General features: G+C 33.1%; 11 protein-coding genes. 7 read left to right on the forward strand and 4 right to left on the reverse strand.

Annotated elements, in window-relative coordinates:
- Window positions 1-327 precede the first annotated feature (327 nt).
- Window positions 328-1917 (reverse strand): ABC-F family ATP-binding cassette domain-containing protein, encoded by a 1590-nt coding sequence (locus tag GXK57_RS19510; protein ID WP_160679540.1) that lies wholly within the window; start codon window positions 1915-1917, stop codon window positions 328-330.
- A gap of 271 nt (window positions 1918-2188) precedes the next feature.
- On the reverse strand, window positions 2189-3259 hold the full coding sequence (locus GXK57_RS19515; protein ID WP_160679542.1) for a nitronate monooxygenase family protein: 1071 nt from the start codon (window positions 3257-3259) through the stop codon (window positions 2189-2191).
- A 448-nt stretch (window positions 3260-3707) separates the two neighbouring features.
- Here GXK57_RS19515 and GXK57_RS19520 point away from each other — a divergent pair, with 448 nt between their 5' ends.
- The 3 genes from GXK57_RS19520 to gltA are packed head-to-tail and all read left to right on the forward strand — an operon-like array spanning window position 3708 to window position 7030.
- Entirely contained in the window at window positions 3708-4730 is a 1023-nt protein-coding gene (locus GXK57_RS19520) for an AI-2E family transporter (protein ID WP_160679544.1), read from the forward strand.
- A 31-nt stretch (window positions 4731-4761) separates the two neighbouring features.
- A complete protein-coding gene (locus GXK57_RS19525; protein ID WP_160679546.1) occupies window positions 4762-5655 on the forward strand; it encodes a sulfide/dihydroorotate dehydrogenase-like FAD/NAD-binding protein in 894 nt (297 codons plus the stop codon).
- Window positions 5648-7030 (forward strand): NADPH-dependent glutamate synthase, encoded by a 1383-nt coding sequence (gene gltA, locus GXK57_RS19530; RefSeq protein ID WP_160679548.1) that lies wholly within the window; start codon window positions 5648-5650, stop codon window positions 7028-7030. Before GXK57_RS19525 ends, gltA begins: the two co-directional genes overlap by 8 nt.
- A gap of 192 nt (window positions 7031-7222) precedes the next feature.
- On the opposite strand, the gene GXK57_RS19535 is transcribed toward gltA, so the two are convergent.
- Window positions 7223-9241: a Na+/H+ antiporter gene (locus tag GXK57_RS19535; RefSeq protein WP_160679550.1), complete on the reverse strand. Its 2019-nt coding sequence runs from the start codon at window positions 9239-9241 to the stop codon at window positions 7223-7225.
- Window positions 9242-9838: 597 nt separating this feature from the next.
- On the opposite strand from GXK57_RS19535, the gene GXK57_RS19540 reads away from it, so the two are divergent.
- The 3 genes from GXK57_RS19540 to aroD are packed head-to-tail and all read left to right on the forward strand — an operon-like array spanning window position 9839 to window position 12762.
- Window positions 9839-10711, forward strand: a complete 873-nt coding sequence (locus GXK57_RS19540) for a shikimate dehydrogenase (RefSeq protein ID WP_160679552.1) — start codon at window positions 9839-9841, stop codon at window positions 10709-10711.
- A gap of 23 nt (window positions 10712-10734) precedes the next feature.
- Window positions 10735-11982 carry an MFS transporter gene (locus GXK57_RS19545; protein ID WP_347709104.1) on the forward strand — a complete coding sequence of 416 codons (1248 nt, stop codon included), beginning with the start codon at window positions 10735-10737 and terminating at the stop codon, window positions 11980-11982.
- 15 nt (window positions 11983-11997) lie between these two features.
- Entirely contained in the window at window positions 11998-12762 is a 765-nt protein-coding gene (aroD, locus tag GXK57_RS19550; RefSeq protein WP_160679554.1) for a type I 3-dehydroquinate dehydratase, read from the forward strand.
- A 317-nt stretch (window positions 12763-13079) separates the two neighbouring features.
- Here the strand turns inward: aroD and GXK57_RS19555 are convergent, their stop codons facing one another.
- The gene (locus tag GXK57_RS19555; RefSeq protein WP_160679556.1) at window positions 13080-13991 is read right to left on the reverse strand and encodes a LysR family transcriptional regulator; all 912 of its coding nucleotides are present in this window, start codon (window positions 13989-13991) and stop codon (window positions 13080-13082) included.
- A gap of 371 nt (window positions 13992-14362) precedes the next feature.
- Between GXK57_RS19555 and GXK57_RS19560 the strand changes: the two genes are divergently transcribed.
- Complete coding sequence (locus tag GXK57_RS19560; RefSeq protein ID WP_160679558.1) at window positions 14363-16351, forward strand: FAD-dependent oxidoreductase; 1989 nt, start codon at window positions 14363-14365, stop codon at window positions 16349-16351.
- Window positions 16352-16573 lie beyond the last annotated feature (222 nt).

The raw sequence follows: 16573 nt of genomic DNA on the forward strand, positions 1-16573 counted from the left end.
ATATTCCATGGCTAAAACTGTAAACTCACTACGTTCGAACAGTACAGTTTCTTAACGCCATTCCATCTGAAAAAATCATTTAATTCTAATTGCTCGCTCATATAGCATCTCCTAAATAACCAATTAATTTAAACAGTATTAATAAAATATGATTACTTATCTTTAATACAAAACTTATTAATTTAAAAGCATTCCTAGTTGGGCTAATACCTCATATATGTTTTTTATCTTTTGAGAAAATATATTTTAAATAACTTTGATTATATGTGTGTGCAAAAAAACTTCACTAAAGAAGGTAGCTTTAGTGAAGTTTTTATATTTAACTTATTAGTTCATTCCTTTGAATTCTAAATACTCATCGTAAGAAGATTTTCTATCAACTACTGCTTCAGGAGTTAATTCTATAACTCTGTTTGCAATAGTTTGAACGAATTGATGATCGTGACAAGCGAATAATACTACGCTCTTGAAGTCTATAAGACCATTATTTACAGCTGTAATTGATTCAAGATCTAAGTGGTTTGTAGGTTGATCAAGAATTAGTACATTAGCTGAGCTTAGCATCATTCTAGACAACATACAACGAACCTTTTCTCCTCCGGAAAGTACGCTAGCTTCTTTTAGTGCTTCTTCACCAGAGAACAACATTCTTCCTAAGAATCCTCTTAAATAGCTTTCAGACTTTTCATCTGAGAACTGTCTCAACCAGTCAACAAGGGTAAGGTTACAGTCGTTAAAGAATTCATTGTTATCCTTAGGGAAGTAAGCTTGAGAAGTAGTTATACCCCATTTAAAGCTACCAGTATCAGGTTCTAATTCACCAGTTAGGATTTTGAATAAAGTAGTAACAGAGATTTCATCTCCTACGAAAGCTATTTTATCTTCTCTTCCAACCATGAAGCTTACATTGTCAAGTACTTTAACTCCATCTATTGTCTTGCTTATTCCATCAACAGTAAGAACATCATTTCCAACTTCTCTTTCAGGTTTGAATCCTACGAATGGATATCTTCTGCTTGAAGGTTGAATATCATCTAATGTTATCTTATCTAATAATTTCTTTCTTGAAGTAGCTTGCTTAGACTTAGAAGCATTGGCACTAAATCTTGCGATAAAGTTTTGAAGGTCCTTAATCTTTTCTTCCTTTTTCTTGTTTTGGTCCTTTGACATTTGAAGAGCTAATTGGCTTGATTCATACCAGAAATCATAGTTACCAACATAAAGCTTAATCTTACCAAAGTCAACATCACAGATGTTAGTACATACCATGTTTAAGAAGTGTCTATCATGGGATACTACTATAACTGTACCTTCAAAGTCTGCAAGGAAGTTTTCAAGCCAGTTTATTGATTTTATATCAAGGTGGTTTGTAGGTTCGTCAAGTATTAGTACGCCTGGTTTACCAAACAATGCTTGAGCAAGTAAAACCTTTATCTTTTCTCCACCAGTTAGTTCACCTACATTTCTGTAATGAAGATCAGTTCCTATACCTAAGCCTTGAAGTAAAGCTGAAGCTTCTGATTCTGCTTCCCATCCATTAAGGTCTGCAAATTCACCTTCAAGCTCAGAAGCTCTTATACCATCTTCATCGCTAAAGTCTTCCTTAGCATATAGAGCATCTTTTTCAGTCATTATTTCATAAAGTCTTTCATTACCTCTTATTACTGTTTCTAATACTTGGCTATCGTCATATTGATAGTGGTCCTGTTTAAGTACAGAAACTCTCACATTTGGAGCAACAATAACTTCTCCAGTATTAGGTTCTACTTCCCCAGATAATATCTTAAGGAAGGTTGATTTTCCTGCTCCATTTGCTCCTATAACACCATAGCAGTTTCCTGGAGTGAATTTTAGGTTAACATCTTCAAATAGTTTACGTCCACCATATCTTAAGCCTATATTACTTACGTTTATCATTTACACTTTCCTTTCCGTTTTTCATCATTTTTATAACAAAAGCATTTTCAATTATTATTATAAATGCTTTTTATTGCAATATATAAAATATATTAGTAAACAACTTTAAGGATAATACTGTCTTAACAAACATAAACTAAAAAGTCGCTATAAGTTAAAACACTTTCAACACAATTCAAGATTATATCATAAAAAATAGGTTTTAGTATATATATTAGAATGGAAAAAAAGTAAGCTATCTCTTATTGAGATAGCTATAGTTCTTTAGGTTTTATGCATAATTCTCTGCTTCATTAATTAGTTCATCCATTAATTCTCTAACAGTTACAATTTTATCTACTCTATGGGCATTGCTTCCACAGAAAATTAAAGCATTATCAAGGTCACCTTCAACAGCATTTATAAGAGCCTTAGTTATGCAGTAAGGGGTAGTAGCAGGATTACACTTAGTTATGCACTTGTAGCACTTTGTAACCTTAATATTTCCTTCTTTTGTTTTTTCAACAAAAGGATTAAGTATAGCACGGCCAGGCATCCCTACAGGACTTTTAACTATTGATATATCTTCAATAGTAGAATTTACATATGCCATCTTAAAATTGATGTGGGCATCACATTCTTCAGTTGCCACGAATCTAGTTGCCATTTGAACACCACTTACTCCCAGTTCAAGCATTTTTGCTATATCACCACCAGTAAATATTCCGCCAGCAGCTATAAGTGGAATTGATTTATTATATTTTTCTTCATATATTTTAATAGTCTTTAGGATTTTAGTTAACTCATCTTCTACAGAATAAGCTTCGTTAGTTAACTCAGCAAGTTTAAAGCCAAGATGACCACCAGCTTGAGGACCTTCATACACTAATGCATCAGGAGCAACTTTATAGTTTCTATCCCAAACCTTCATTATTACATTGGCAGCTTTGTCAGAAGATATGATTGGCGCCATTTTTACATCAGAACCTTTACATAGTTCAGGTAGATGAGTAGGAAGACCAGCGCCAGATATTATTATTTGAGCACCAGCTTCGATTGAAGTTTTTACTAGTTCATCATAGTTATTAGCAGCACACATTATATTAACACCGATAATACCATCTTTAGCTTTGCTTAAAGCAGTTATTATATGATTCTTTAATGCTCTTAAGTTTGCTTCTAGTGGAGATTTTTCAAAATCAGGTTCTTTAAAACCTATTTGAGCAGCTGAGATTATTCCAATCCCACCACAGGATGCAACAGCAGATGCTAAGTTTGACAAAGAAACACCTACTCCCATTCCTCCTTGTATTATCGGAACCTTTGCGATTAAATCACCAATTTTCAGTGGTTTTAGTTTCATAAAAATTTCCCTCTCTCGAATAAAAAAAATATTTTGATAGTCAAAGTATTTATATTATAGTATAGTAATGTATGTAGAGATTAATGTCAACTAGAGATTTACATAACAATTCGTAGCTTACTTATCTAAAATAATCATCATTAATAATAAATTGAAAAAACAAGCTTAAATCAACTAATTTGTTACATAAATGTAGTTATATATGTAGTTATAGGCAATAATTAAAAATAATCAATGAGTTTGCAATATTTCAAATTTGAATATAAGGATTTGAAATGCAGGATATTTCCTAACTGTTATAGTTTAATAATAAAAAGTCATAGAAATATATTGATTTTATTAAATTATAATGCAATTTATTCATTAATTAATCTTGCCAGATAATATTTTTTGTAAGAAAATAAAAGTAAGTTGTAGAAAGAAAATAATTAGATTTGGGAGAAACTTAATGGAAACTATTTTAGATTTTTTTAAGAATAGAGGTTTTAAAAGAATAGCAATCCTAGCAGTAATTGCTGTTTTGGCTTATTTGCTTAGAAGCTTTGCTAATATATTTTTGATAACTTTTATATTGGCTTATCTTATGTATAGGCTTCAAAGCTCTATTAATAGAAGGCTTAGCAAATTTGTAAGGTTTGATAAAAGAATAACCATAGGTATACTATATGTTTTATTAATAGCCATAGTTGCTTTTGGGCTAAGTAAGTATTTGCCTATAATAGTTTACCAAGTTATTCAAGTAGTAAAACAGGCAGTTGCCTTTTATATGGCTCCTCATGACAGCCCTATACTAAACTATGCAATAGAGCATACAAAAAAGCTTGAAATAGGTGGATCTGTAAATCAGTGGGGAGATGCCTTAATAAGATATGTAGCGGATATAAGCAAACTAGGCTTTAATATATTTGTTTCTCTAATTTTAAGCTTATTTTTCTTATTAGAGCAAGGTAAAATCGTTGAGTTTACTAAGAAATTTAAGTATAGCAAGATTTCAAGCTTTTATATAGAATTAGAGTATTTCTGTCAAAAGTTCATAAGATCCTTTGGTAAGGTAATAGAGGTCCAGATAATAATAGCGGTTGTAAACAGTGTTTTATCAGTATTTGCTCTTACTCTTGTTGGTCTTCCTGATGTATTAGGATTAGGAATAATGATTTTGATTTTAGGGTTGATACCTGTAGCCGGTGTATTTATATCCTTAATACCTCTTGCATTGACAGCCTATGCAGCTGGCGGAACAACAAAGGTTATATATGTGATAATAATAGTTGCAATACTACATGCACTAGAAGGATATGTATTAAATCCTAAATTGATGTCATCAAAAACCGAACTTCCAGTGTTTTATACCTTTATAATACTGATCATATCAGAACACTTTTTTGGAGTTTGGGGACTTATCATAGGAATTCCAATATTTATATTTTTGATTGATTTAGTTGAGATTGATGATGGTGAGGAAAAGAAGTAGTTGTAAATAATGATATAAAGAGGAGAAGATCATGTATAGTATAGTGAATATAAGCAATTTGTGTGGAAATCTATATACAATTGAAGTTAATGCAAAAAGAGTGGCTAAATCAGCAAAACCAGGTCAATTCATAATGCTTAGAATAGATGAGAAAGGTGAAAGATTGCCTTTCACCATTTGCGATAGTAATAAAGATAGTGGAACTATAACCATAGTTTTTAGATTGGTTGGGGATTCAACTAAAGAATTAGCAGCTTTAAAGCTAGGAGATGAGCTTCTAGACTTTGCAGGACCTTTCGGACAACCATCAAAATTGATAAGTGAAAAGAGAGAAGTTCTTAAGGACAAAAAAATACTATTTATTACTGAAGGAACTGCAGCAACAAGAATTTACTCAGAAGTTAGATATCTGGCTGAGATAGGAGTAGGTTTCAAGGCCGCTTTAAACTTTAAGGATAGAAATAGTCTAGTATACATAGATGAAATAAAAGAAACAACTGATAATCTAGTTATATCAACCGTTGATGGATCAGTAGGATTTAAAGGTACAGCAATAGATACTTTAAGTAATTTACTTCAGGAAGAAAGCTTTGATTTGGTTATTGCTATGGGCTCCATAGATATGATGGAAGGTGTATGCAATTTAACTAAAGAAAAGGGAATAGAAACAGTAGTTAGTTTGACAACTTTGATGTTAGATGGCACTGGTATGTGCGGGGCTTGCAGAGTGACTGTAGGTGGGAAAGTGATGTTTGCTTGCCAAGATGGTCCAGAATTTGATGGACATAAGATAGATTTCGATGAAGTAAGAAGAAGACAGAATATATATAATTCATATGAAGCAAAGGCTGAATTTAGAGATTTATACGGTAAAGAACACAGAATTCAAGAAGAGGCTGCATTTGAGGTGAGTGAAAATGATTAGATTAGAAAGAGTTCCTGTAAAAGAGCAAGAGGTTAAGATAAGAATAAATAATTTTAATGAAGTTAATCTTGGTTATGATGAAGATGAGGCTGTGCAAGAAGCGGAAAGATGTCTTCAGTGCAAGGTTCCAAAATGTGTAGCAAAATGTCCGGTTAATAATAAAATTCCAAGCTTTATAAAATCAATAAAGGAAAGAAACTTCAAAGAAGCTGCTGATATAATAGCTACAGCAAATGCCCTTCCTTCAGTTTGTGGAAGAGTATGTCCTCATGAACTACAATGCGAAGGTGGCTGTGTCATGGGGATAAAAGGAGAGGCTATAGCTATTGGAAGACTAGAAAGATTTGTAGGAGATTGGAGTATTCGTAATGGCATAGAGCTTGATAAGCCTGAAGTTGTCCTGGATAAGTCAGTAGCTGTAATTGGTAGTGGACCAGCGGGGCTTGCATGCGCAGGTGATTTGGCTAAGCAAGGATATCAAGTTACTATATTTGAGGCTCTTCATGAGTTTGGAGGAGTTCTAACTTGGGGGATACCAGAGTTCATACTGCCTAAGGAACTTGTTGTTAACAATGAGATAAAAAAGCTTAAAAAACTTGGTGTTAAATTTGAAAAAAATGTAATGATAGGTAAAACTATAACTATAGACGAGCTTTTGGAAGAGGAAGGCTTCGATGCAGTCTTCATTGGAACAGGAGCTGCTATGCCAAGCTTTATGGGAATACCAGGTGAGAACTTAAATGGGGTAATGTCCGCAAATGAGTTCTTGACTAAGAATAATCTTATGAGAGATTACAAAGAAGATTATAAAACACCTCTAGTTGTTGGAAAGAAGGTAGTGGTTGTTGGTGGAGGGAATGTTGCTATGGATGCTGTTAGAACTCTATTAAGAGTTGGGGCAGAAGCGCACATGGTATACAGAAGATCTGAAGCAGAGCTTCCAGCAAGAAAAGAAGAAATAGAATATGCAAAAGAAGAAGGAGTACACTTCCATCTTCTAAACAATCCAATAGAAATAGTTGCAGATGATCATCAGTGGGTTAGAGGTGTAAGATGCATAAAGATGGAACTAGGAGAGCCTGACAAGTCAGGAAGGAGAAGTCCAGTTCCAGTTGAAGGATCAGAGTTCATCTTAGAGGCTGACATGGTTATTATGGCAATAGGAACAAAGTCCAGTTCTTTAATAGGTGATACCACAAGTGGATTAGACACTAATAAGTGGAACCTAGTTGTAATAGATGAAGAGACTGGAAGAACTTCAAAAGAACATGTTTATGCTGGAGGAGATGTTGTAACTGGCCCAGCTACAGTAATAAAGGCTATGGGTGCAGGAAGAAAAGCTGCTAAAGCCATAATTGAAGATTTGTCAAAGTAAGTTTTTACAGAAATAGAAGTCATGCATATAAAAGTAGATTAATCTGCTTTTATGCATGACTTTTTTACTGTTAAGGAAACTATATATTTTTTTATTATCTAGTCCTAGCAATATGAAGACTTTAAAGTAGCTTTTTAGGATAAACAATAAGAAATAGAATTATGTGGACTACCATAATTTCTTCACATAGGTTTAAAAAACTTCCTCCTCTATTGCGGTAGCTTCCATATAGTTGATAAAGCGTCGTAGTTTGCTTGCAGTTTCACGAGTTATTTCATTATTTTCAAGTAAACTTTGAACCTCATCTCTTTCAGCTTGAAGTGCCTTAAGATGAAGGCGGCTTCTTTGCTTACTTATATCATTGGAAGTTTCACTTAGATTAATGGTGTTAAGCCGTCTTATTATGTCGTTATAGTGATCTATTACCGCAAGAGAAGCATTTCTGTTTTCAGTATCTATTTGTGATTTAATTGCCTCAACTGCAGCCTTTGAGGTTAGCACCTTTATTCTCTTTACCTCCTTCATATTCATAGGATTTATATTTAACTGTTTCTTAATAAGTTTTGCCAAGGACTCTCTTATTAACTCAATCTTAGTTAACGTCTGAATGATAGGTGGTTTTGATAGGCAACTCTCAACCTTAGATATAGCATCTTCAAATTTTTCTACAGTAGCTGGATTTATTTTTTTATCTTGTAGCAGTTTATTTATTTCCTTTCGTTCAGCATTGAGGCCAATCAAAAATATATCTCTTTCTTTTTTTCTGTCTTCTATTGTAAGATTAATATTTTCGGAATTTATAGGATTATCATTTTTTATTTTTTCGCACACGGTTATCAGCGAAGAAGCAGCTAACTTATTCTCTTGATTAGTTTCGTCGTTTATAAGCCTTATTGCAGCGTCCATAACTTGCTTTAGAGCCTTGTGACTTGATTTATTTGTATTGATATCGGATTCGCTAGCTTCTTCACCTAATACCATTGGCAGAATAAAGCTTGCTATGGATATAGTTAGTAGTATTACACCAGCTGATATGAATATTATAAGATCACGTTGTGGAAATAGGTTTCCATTCTCAAGATAAAATGGAATTGAGAATGCTCCAGCAAGGGTTATTGCGCCGCGGGCACCTGCTAGTGCGGTTATAAGTGAGTTTGAAAACCGATTTGGTTTGTCTTCTATACATTCATCCTCACTCCATTTTTCATTCCACATACTATATACCCATAGGAATCTTAGTAAAATCATACTTAATGAGATAATTATAATATACATTAATACCTTAAAGTTGCTTATGGTGTCATCTCTAAATATTACAGCCATAACCGCTGGGATCTGGAGTCCTAAAATTAAAAAAACTAATCCATTTATTATAAATAAAAGCACAGCCCAAGTACTTCTGGAAACGAACTTTAATTTCGATATGATAGGCTCGGAATAATCAGCTTGTAAAGAATGAAGAATACCTGCTGCAACTACAGCTAGTATTCCAGATACTCCAATTTCCTCGGATACAAGATATATTATAAAGGGAGTAATAATTTGCATAAGTACATGAAAGGTAGCATCTTCAAGCCCTAATCTACGTATGAAGGCTGTAAGTTGAGCGATTAATAGGGATAGAAGAGCTCCTACTAAAAAACCGCCTATGGATATGATAAAGAAGCTAAAAGCAGCATTTGAAAAAGAAAATGCTCCGGTTACAGTGGCGGCTATGGCAAACCTAAAGGTAACTAATCCTGATGCATCGTTCGTAAGTGCTTCTCCTTCTAAAAGTGTCATGATCTTAGAGGGAAGATGTATTCTTTCTGACAATGAGCTTACTGCCACAGCGTCAGTAGGAGATAAAATAGCTGCTAAAGCAAAGCATGCAGATAGTGGAATACTAGGTATCATAATATTGATTATATAGCCAACTATAAAAACAGTTGCAAATACCAAGCCGAAGGCCATTAGGAATACTGGACTTTTTAGCTTCCACAGCTCTTCTTTTGACGTCATTTTGCCATCATTATATAAGAGTGGAGCAACAAATAAAACCATAAATAGCTCTGGTTCTAGAGGCATATGTATTCCAGTAGGTAATATAGCTAATATTATGCCTATAGTAATTTGGATTAATGGTACTGGTACAAAAGGAATCAGTCTGCTCAAAATATTAGATACTACAATGCTAAGAAGTAGGATAAGTACAACAATAAATATATCCATATGTTTTCACCTTTCTTTAGCTAGGAATAAAGAGTTTACTAAGTGAAATTCAATACTTAGTATTTTGTGCATCATTTTATATCATATTAACAATACAGATATATTTATTTCCTAAATAAATATTAGTTATAAGATTTATTTAGGAAATCCAACAGTTACACTTTCGAATAGTAAAATATAACGATTAAGCTAAGATTATCTGTTAATTAAATAACAAAAAGTAGTGTAAATCTATAGATGTTATAGCTATAAGCAGCATTAAAATTAAATTCATAGTAATAGAGTTTGTTTTAAAGTAGCACTCAATGTAAAAATGACACGATAATCTATATAAATTTATTAAAACTTAAGAGAATAGCCTTTAAATGTAAGAACTAAATTAAATTTTGTTGTAATAAAACTTTATGAGAAACACAACTTTAAAGGTATAATTCATAAATAATATTTATTAATTATGCTTAAAAAATTAATTGGATTAATATAATACACCACTATATAATAAAGATGTCACATTGTTAAGTGATTAACTTCACAATCTTTTTCACAACGCTAGTAACAATTATAATAATATATTTTAATTTGAAGGAGAGATTTATTATGGCAGAACGTATTACAGGACATACAGAACTTATAGGATTAATAGCTTACCCTATTAGACATTCAAGCTCACCTAGGATGCATAATGAGGCTTTTGCAAAGTTAGGTTTAGATTACGCATATCTAGCTTTTGAAGTTGATAACAGTACTTTAGAAGATACTATAAAAGGTTTTAGAGCTATGAAGGTAAGAGGAAGTAATGTTTCTATGCCTAATAAAACTGTTGTACATAAATATTTAGATAAGCTATCACCAGCAGCAGAACTTTGTGGAGCTGTAAATACCATAGTAAATGATGATGGAGTATTAACTGGACATATTACAGATGGAATGGGATATATGTCAGCATTAAAAGATGCAGGCATAGATGTGATTGGTAAAAAGATGACCATTGTTGGAGCAGGTGGTGCTGCTACAGCTATTGAAATCCAAGCAGCATTAGATGGAGTATCCGAAATATCAATTTTTAATATAAAAGATGGTTTCTGGGAAAGAGCAGAGCAAACAGTAAAAAATATCAATGAAAAGACCAATTGTAAAGCTACACTATATGATTTAGCTGATTTAGAGGTACTAAAGAGAGAAATAGAAAGTAGTTACATTTTTACTAATGCAACAGGTATGGGAATGAAACCACTAGAAGGAAAGACATATATTCCAGATAAAAACTTCTTCAGACCTGAGCTTATAGTAGTAGATATAGTTTATTCTCCAGCAGAGACAGCTATGTTAAAGATGGCTAAAGAAGTAGGTTGTAAGACAATGAATGGACTTGGTATGATGTTATTCCAAGGTGCCGCAGCCTTTGAGATGTGGACAGGAAAACCTATGCCAATTGAATACATGAAAGAGATATTAGACATCAAGTACTAATATATTGAAGGGATGAAAGAATAATGGAACAGAAGATTAATTATAAAAAGTACTATCTGACGGCATTTGTATTGTATTTAAACTATTTTATTCATGGTATAGGAGTTTCGATTTTAGCTCAATATAAGCAGCAATTTGCAGCTCAATGGGGCGCAAAGCTTCTAAGTAATGGTACTTATGATGTCAGTTCAGTTGTAATGGTTATAGCGGCACTTGGGCTAGGACGTTTAGTAGCACTTCCTTTTTCAGGTCCACTATCCGATAAGATAGGTCGTAGAGCTTCAGCATTAATAGGTATAGCTTCATATATAATATATCTAGTAGGCATAGCATTTTCACCAAATGCCTCAGTAGCGTATGTATGTGCACTAGCAGGGGGGATAGCTAACTCTTTCCTTGATACAGGAGTAATACCTGCTTGTATGGAAATATTAGTAGAATCAACTGGTCTTGCAAGTATATTAACAAAGTTATTTATATCAGTAGGTCAATTAGGACTTCCTATGATGATAGGATACATAGCTGCAAATAATATGTCTTACAAAACTTTATTTTATGTGATGGCTGGTTTATTTGTTGTAATAGCTTTACTTGTAGCTATTATGCCAATGCCTAAAACAAGTCTTGATAACAAGGGACAAGAAAAAGAAGAATCCTTATTCCAAAAGATTAAATCAGTTAAGTTTACACCAACAAGTATCGCACTTATATTAATAGGCTTTACTTGTACTTCAACTTTCCAATTATGGTTAAACTGTATACAAGAATTTGCTAAGTCAACTGGACTTAAAAATCCAAGCGTTATACAAACATACTATTCGATTGGAACTATTGTAGCAGTTATTTTAACAGCATTATTGGTAAAACAAACTATTAAACCAGTTAGAATATTGGTTGTATATCCTCTTATTGCTATGATTATGCTTATAATTGTTTATGTGGTTAAGACGCCTCAAATAACACTTATAGGTGGGTTTGTAATTGGTTTTTCAGCAGCAGGAGGAGTATTACAGTTAGCAGTTTCAACTATAAATGATATGTTCCCTAAGATAAAAGGGATAATTACAAGTATCATAATGATAGCATCTAGTGCAGCTAACTATGCTGTGTTATCAGTAGCTGGTGGTATAACTAAGTCATTTGGAGTGAATGGACCTAAATACGTATTATTACTGAATATAGCAATAACATGTGTTGGAGTATTACTTGCAATATATGTTAATATGAGTTATAGGAAAACTTCAGTTGCAAATAATAGTGTAAGGGCATAATACATGGAGGTAAATATGAATACAGTTAAAGTTAAGAATATAGTTTTAGGGGATGGAATTCCTAAAATATGTGTGCCAATAGTAGCTAAGACAAAAGAAGAAATAATAGCAGAAGCTCTAAGCTTTAAGGATATACATGTAGACGTAGTAGAATGGCGTGTAGATTGGTTCGAACAGGTATTTGACATAGAAAAAGTAAAAGATGTGTTGAAGGATTTAGTACCAGCATTAAATAATATACCGCTTTTATTTACCTTCCGTACTTCAAAAGAGGGTGGAGAAAAAGCGATAGAACCTAGAGTTTATGCTGATCTTAACAAGTCAGTTGCAGCTACTGGTCTAGTGGATTTAGTCGATGTTGAAGCTTTTACTGGAGACGATATAGTTAAAGAAATCATTGAAGGTGTACATGCATATGGAGTGAAAGTAGTGGCATCAAACCATGATTTTGGAAAAACTCCATCTAAAGATGATATAATATACCGTCTAAGAAAGATGCAGGATTTAGGAGCAGATATTCCTAAGATTGCGGTAATGCCAAAGTCAAAGCTAGATGTTTTAGAATTGTTAGAAGCAACAGTTGTAATGTCTGAAAAATATGCTGATAGACCAATAATAACAATGTCAATGGCTGGTACTGGCGTTGTAAGTAGACTTACAGGAGAAGTTTTTGGATCCGCTTTGACTTTTGGAGCAGCAAAAAAGGCTTCCGCTCCTGGACAAATAGGTGTAGAAGACTTATATGGAGTACTACAGCTATTACATAGAAGTATTCAATAAGAATAGATTTAAATAAGGCTCTGTTAAAGTACGTGTTGAAATTATGTCGCTTGCTAGAACTTTTTATATAAGGTTCAGAATAGGCAGATGCACAAGAAAATCCACTGAAGAAAGTCGCTTCAGTGGATTTTTTATTCTTTAAGAAATTATATCTTTGATAAATCTGTGGATAACTATATGTAAATGCCTTAAATGAATAAATAGGAGAAAGAATAAAAGAAGAGAAATTATGTCTTCTACCAGATTATTTGAATAAACATTAAGAAAGCAAGATACGCAAAAAAGATCCCTGAAGAAATGCGCTACAGCGACTTTTTTTATTTATCCTCTTGTGGAGTTAAAAAGTTCTTTTGGCTATAATTCACAGCAAAGTCCTTAAATAGATGAACTGTCGGACTTAGATACTTATTCTTTATATAGGCCATATAGATAAAACGTTTATGTGGAGGATTTGTTATCTTGATGGTTTTTATATCAAAATGGTTTAGAACCCATACCTTAGGGACAACAGCTATACCGTAGTTTATTGCAACCAAGCCAGCAGCAGCGCTATCTTCTTCTACCTCGCAAATTATTTTTGGTGTAACACCTATCTCATCAAATAAACTATCAATTAAAGGACGAATTCCGCTTTGCTTATTATAATAAACAAAAGGATAATCGGAGGTTTCTTTTAAATCTATACTATCATACTTAGAAAGAGGATGTTCTCTTGAAGTTATAAGCACTAATTCTTGCTCCACTAGAGGTGTGAAATTTATGTTTTGTTCATCCTCAACTAAAGAGCAAAAGGCCAGATCAAACTTTTCTTCTTTTAGCCCTTTAATTATATCCTTGGTATTACCTTGGCTGAAGTTAAAGGATATATTTTTATTTGCATCATCACTGATAAATTCCTTAATCATATTAGGGACAAAATGAGGGCCTAGCGTATAAATAAAAGCTAGATCAATGGTCCCGTGAGAGGGATTCACTAATCTCTTAAGCTCTTTTTCGCCTCTTTCAAGCTCATTTAGAGACCTATCCACATAGTTAAGAAAAAAACGACCATATTTGGTTAGTCTTATATTTCTTCCTTGTTTTTCAAATAGGTAAACACCCAGCTCTTTTTCTAGTTCAGAGATGGCATAAGTTAAATTAGGCTGTGTTATTGAGAGCTTTTCAGCAGCTAAGGTAACATGCTCAAGCCCTGCTAATACTCTAAAGTACTCTAATTGTTTTAAGTTCAAAGCTATTCACTCCTTACATATCTGTTAGTGTAAGTATAATTGAATTCATAAAAATTATCTATAGATAAAGCTAAAAATATTGATTAGATTTATGATAACTCGCATATTATAATTAATTATGTTAGTTTGTTATTTAACAAATTAAGTTTCAGTGTTGTGAGAAAAAAGTGTGAGAAGTATTTTGTAAATATCTATATAGCTTTACTACTTTATTTTAGAAATATTATTTTAATCTTCATAGGATTAGAGAAAATGCTGATGATTTTACAGAGATTAATAATATGAGGAAACTATAAAGATAGAGGAATACATGCAAAAGAATAAATAAGAAGCAGTTAAATTACTTGTTTTTTTATGGAGGTAAGAAACTTATGAAGTATAGTAATATTTTTAGTCCTTTAAAAGTTAAAAACATGACAATAAAGAATAGAATAATAATGCCGCCAATGGGAAGCAACTATGCTAGCCAAAGTGGTGAAATAAATAACGATCATATCAAATACTATGAACAAAGAGCAAAAGGTGGAACAGGACTTATTATTGTTGAAAATGCAGCAGTGGAGTTCCCTTTAGGTTCAAATGGAACAACTCAGCTAAGAATAGATCATGATAGTTTTATTCCTGCTTTATATAGACTAACAGAAAGATTGCATAAGTATGGAACTTGTGTGGCTATGCAAATTAATCACTCTGGAGCATCTGCGGTTCCAGAAAGAATAGGTTGTCAGCCTGTTTCATCCTCTAATATTCCTTCAAAGACTGGAGGAGCAGTGCCAAGACCTCTTGAGAAGGAAGAGATATTAAGGATTGTTGAAAACTATGGAAAAGCTGCTAAAAGAGTTCAGACTGCAGGCTTTGATGCAGTTGAGATACATGCTGGACACTCATACTTGATATGCCAGTTCTTATCACCACTATATAATAATCGTACTGATGAATTTGGTGGAAGCTTAGAAAATAGAGCTAGATTTGCTCGAATGGTAATAGATAGTGTACGAGCTACTGTAGGACCAATGTTCCCAATATCACTTAGAATAAGCGCTGATGAGCTTCTAGAAGGTGGTAATACCTTAGAAGATACTCTAAAGATACTAGAATATTTAAATGAGGAAGTTGATATATTCAACGTTTCTGCAGCTTTAAATGATTCCCTTCAATATCAGATAGACAACATGAATCTAGAGGATGGTTGGCGTTCTTATATGGCTAAGGCTGTAAAAGAAAAATTTAATAAGATAACCATAACTACAGGAAATATAAGAAGACCAGAAGTTGCTGAGAGACTACTAGCAGAGGGGCAGGCTGATTTAATAGGAATTGGTCGTGGACTTATAGCTGATCCTAATTGGGTGAAGAAGGTAGAAAATAATGAGGAAGATATGATAAGAAAGTGTCTTTCTTGCAATATAGGCTGTGCAGGTCATAGAATAGGTTTAAATAGACCTGTAAGATGTACTATGAATCCAGATACAATCAATGAAGATGAATATAAGAGTTTGAGAGTTAAAAGGCCTACTACAGTTGTAGTTGTGGGTGGAGGAACTGCAGGACTTGAAGCAGCTTGCACAGCAGCTGAAGTAGGATGTACAACCTTCCTATTTGAAGAAAAAACTTACTTAGGTGGACTAGCAAAAGATATTTCTACACTGCCAGATAAAAATAGAATATCATTTTTGCCAGAGTATTTAATAAGAAGAGCTGAAGGCTTAGATAATTTGGTGATTTACACAGGTACAAAAGCTGATCTTAAAGCTATAGAAAACCTTAAGCCTAATGTTATAGTTAATGCAACTGGTTCTAAGCCATTACTTCCACCTATAAATGGTCTGCTTGATCGTATTGATAAAGAAGGAGAAAATGTTCATTCAATTTTCGGGCTTCTTAAAAATATAGATTGCTTTGAGGATGCAGAAGGAAAGAAAGTTGTAGTAATAGGTGGAGGAGCTGTAGGACTTGATGTTGTAGAGTTCTTTGCTGAAAAGAAGGCTGAGGTGTCAATTGTTGAAATGATGCCTATGCTAGGAAGAGATTTAGATGTAATAACCAAGCTTTCAATGATGGATATAATTAAAAAGAATAAGGTACAGGTACATACAAGCACAGCTCTTACAGAAGTTGCCTCAGATCATTTTAAAGTTAAGAAGAATGATGTAATAGAAAACTTAGATTTTGATTATGGTTTTGTATGTCTAGGAATGAGACCAGAAAACCCAATACTTGATGATTTGAAGAATCATTTTAGTGATAAAAATATTGAAATATTGAATATTGGAGATAGTGCGAGAACCAGAAAGATAATAGATGGTATTGCAGAGGGTAGGGATGTAATTCTTACATTACAAAAGATAGGCTCCATATAATATAAATGATTGAGTACTAGGGAAAAATAGAATAAAATATATTAACCAAACACCTGAGTTCATTGAAACTTTTACAATGCTTAGGTGTTTGGTTAGCTGGTTTTAGATAAAAATTATATTAAAGCACCGAAGACAACTTAAACTTTAGGTTCTGTTAAGATACTGTATTGAAATTAAGTGGTCAGTCATCCGATGCTTAGATGAGCTTGCGCAAAGAATTAA

Source organism: Clostridium sp. C8-1-8, assembly GCF_009928445.1.
GTDB lineage: Bacteria > Bacillota > Clostridia > Clostridiales > Clostridiaceae > Clostridium_AR.

Bases quoted from the DNA above. Each gene is read 5' to 3' on its own strand.
- GXK57_RS19510 (WP_160679540.1), bottom strand. From the start codon at position 1,917: ATGATAAACGTAAGTAATATAGGCTTAAGATATGGTGGACGTAAACTA.
- GXK57_RS19515 (WP_160679542.1), bottom strand. From the start codon at position 3,259: ATGAAACTAAAACCACTGAAAATTGGTGATTTAATCGCAAAGGTTCCG.
- GXK57_RS19520 (WP_160679544.1), top strand. From the start codon at position 3,708: ATGGAAACTATTTTAGATTTTTTTAAGAATAGAGGTTTTAAAAGAATA.
- GXK57_RS19525 (WP_160679546.1), top strand. From the start codon at position 4,762: ATGTATAGTATAGTGAATATAAGCAATTTGTGTGGAAATCTATATACA.
- gltA (WP_160679548.1), top strand. From the start codon at position 5,648: ATGATTAGATTAGAAAGAGTTCCTGTAAAAGAGCAAGAGGTTAAGATA.
- GXK57_RS19535 (WP_160679550.1), bottom strand. From the start codon at position 9,241: ATGGATATATTTATTGTTGTACTTATCCTACTTCTTAGCATTGTAGTA.
- GXK57_RS19540 (WP_160679552.1), top strand. From the start codon at position 9,839: ATGGCAGAACGTATTACAGGACATACAGAACTTATAGGATTAATAGCT.
- GXK57_RS19545 (WP_347709104.1), top strand. From the start codon at position 10,735: ATGGAACAGAAGATTAATTATAAAAAGTACTATCTGACGGCATTTGTA.
- aroD (WP_160679554.1), top strand. From the start codon at position 11,998: ATGAATACAGTTAAAGTTAAGAATATAGTTTTAGGGGATGGAATTCCT.
- GXK57_RS19560 (WP_160679558.1), top strand. From the start codon at position 14,363: ATGAAGTATAGTAATATTTTTAGTCCTTTAAAAGTTAAAAACATGACA.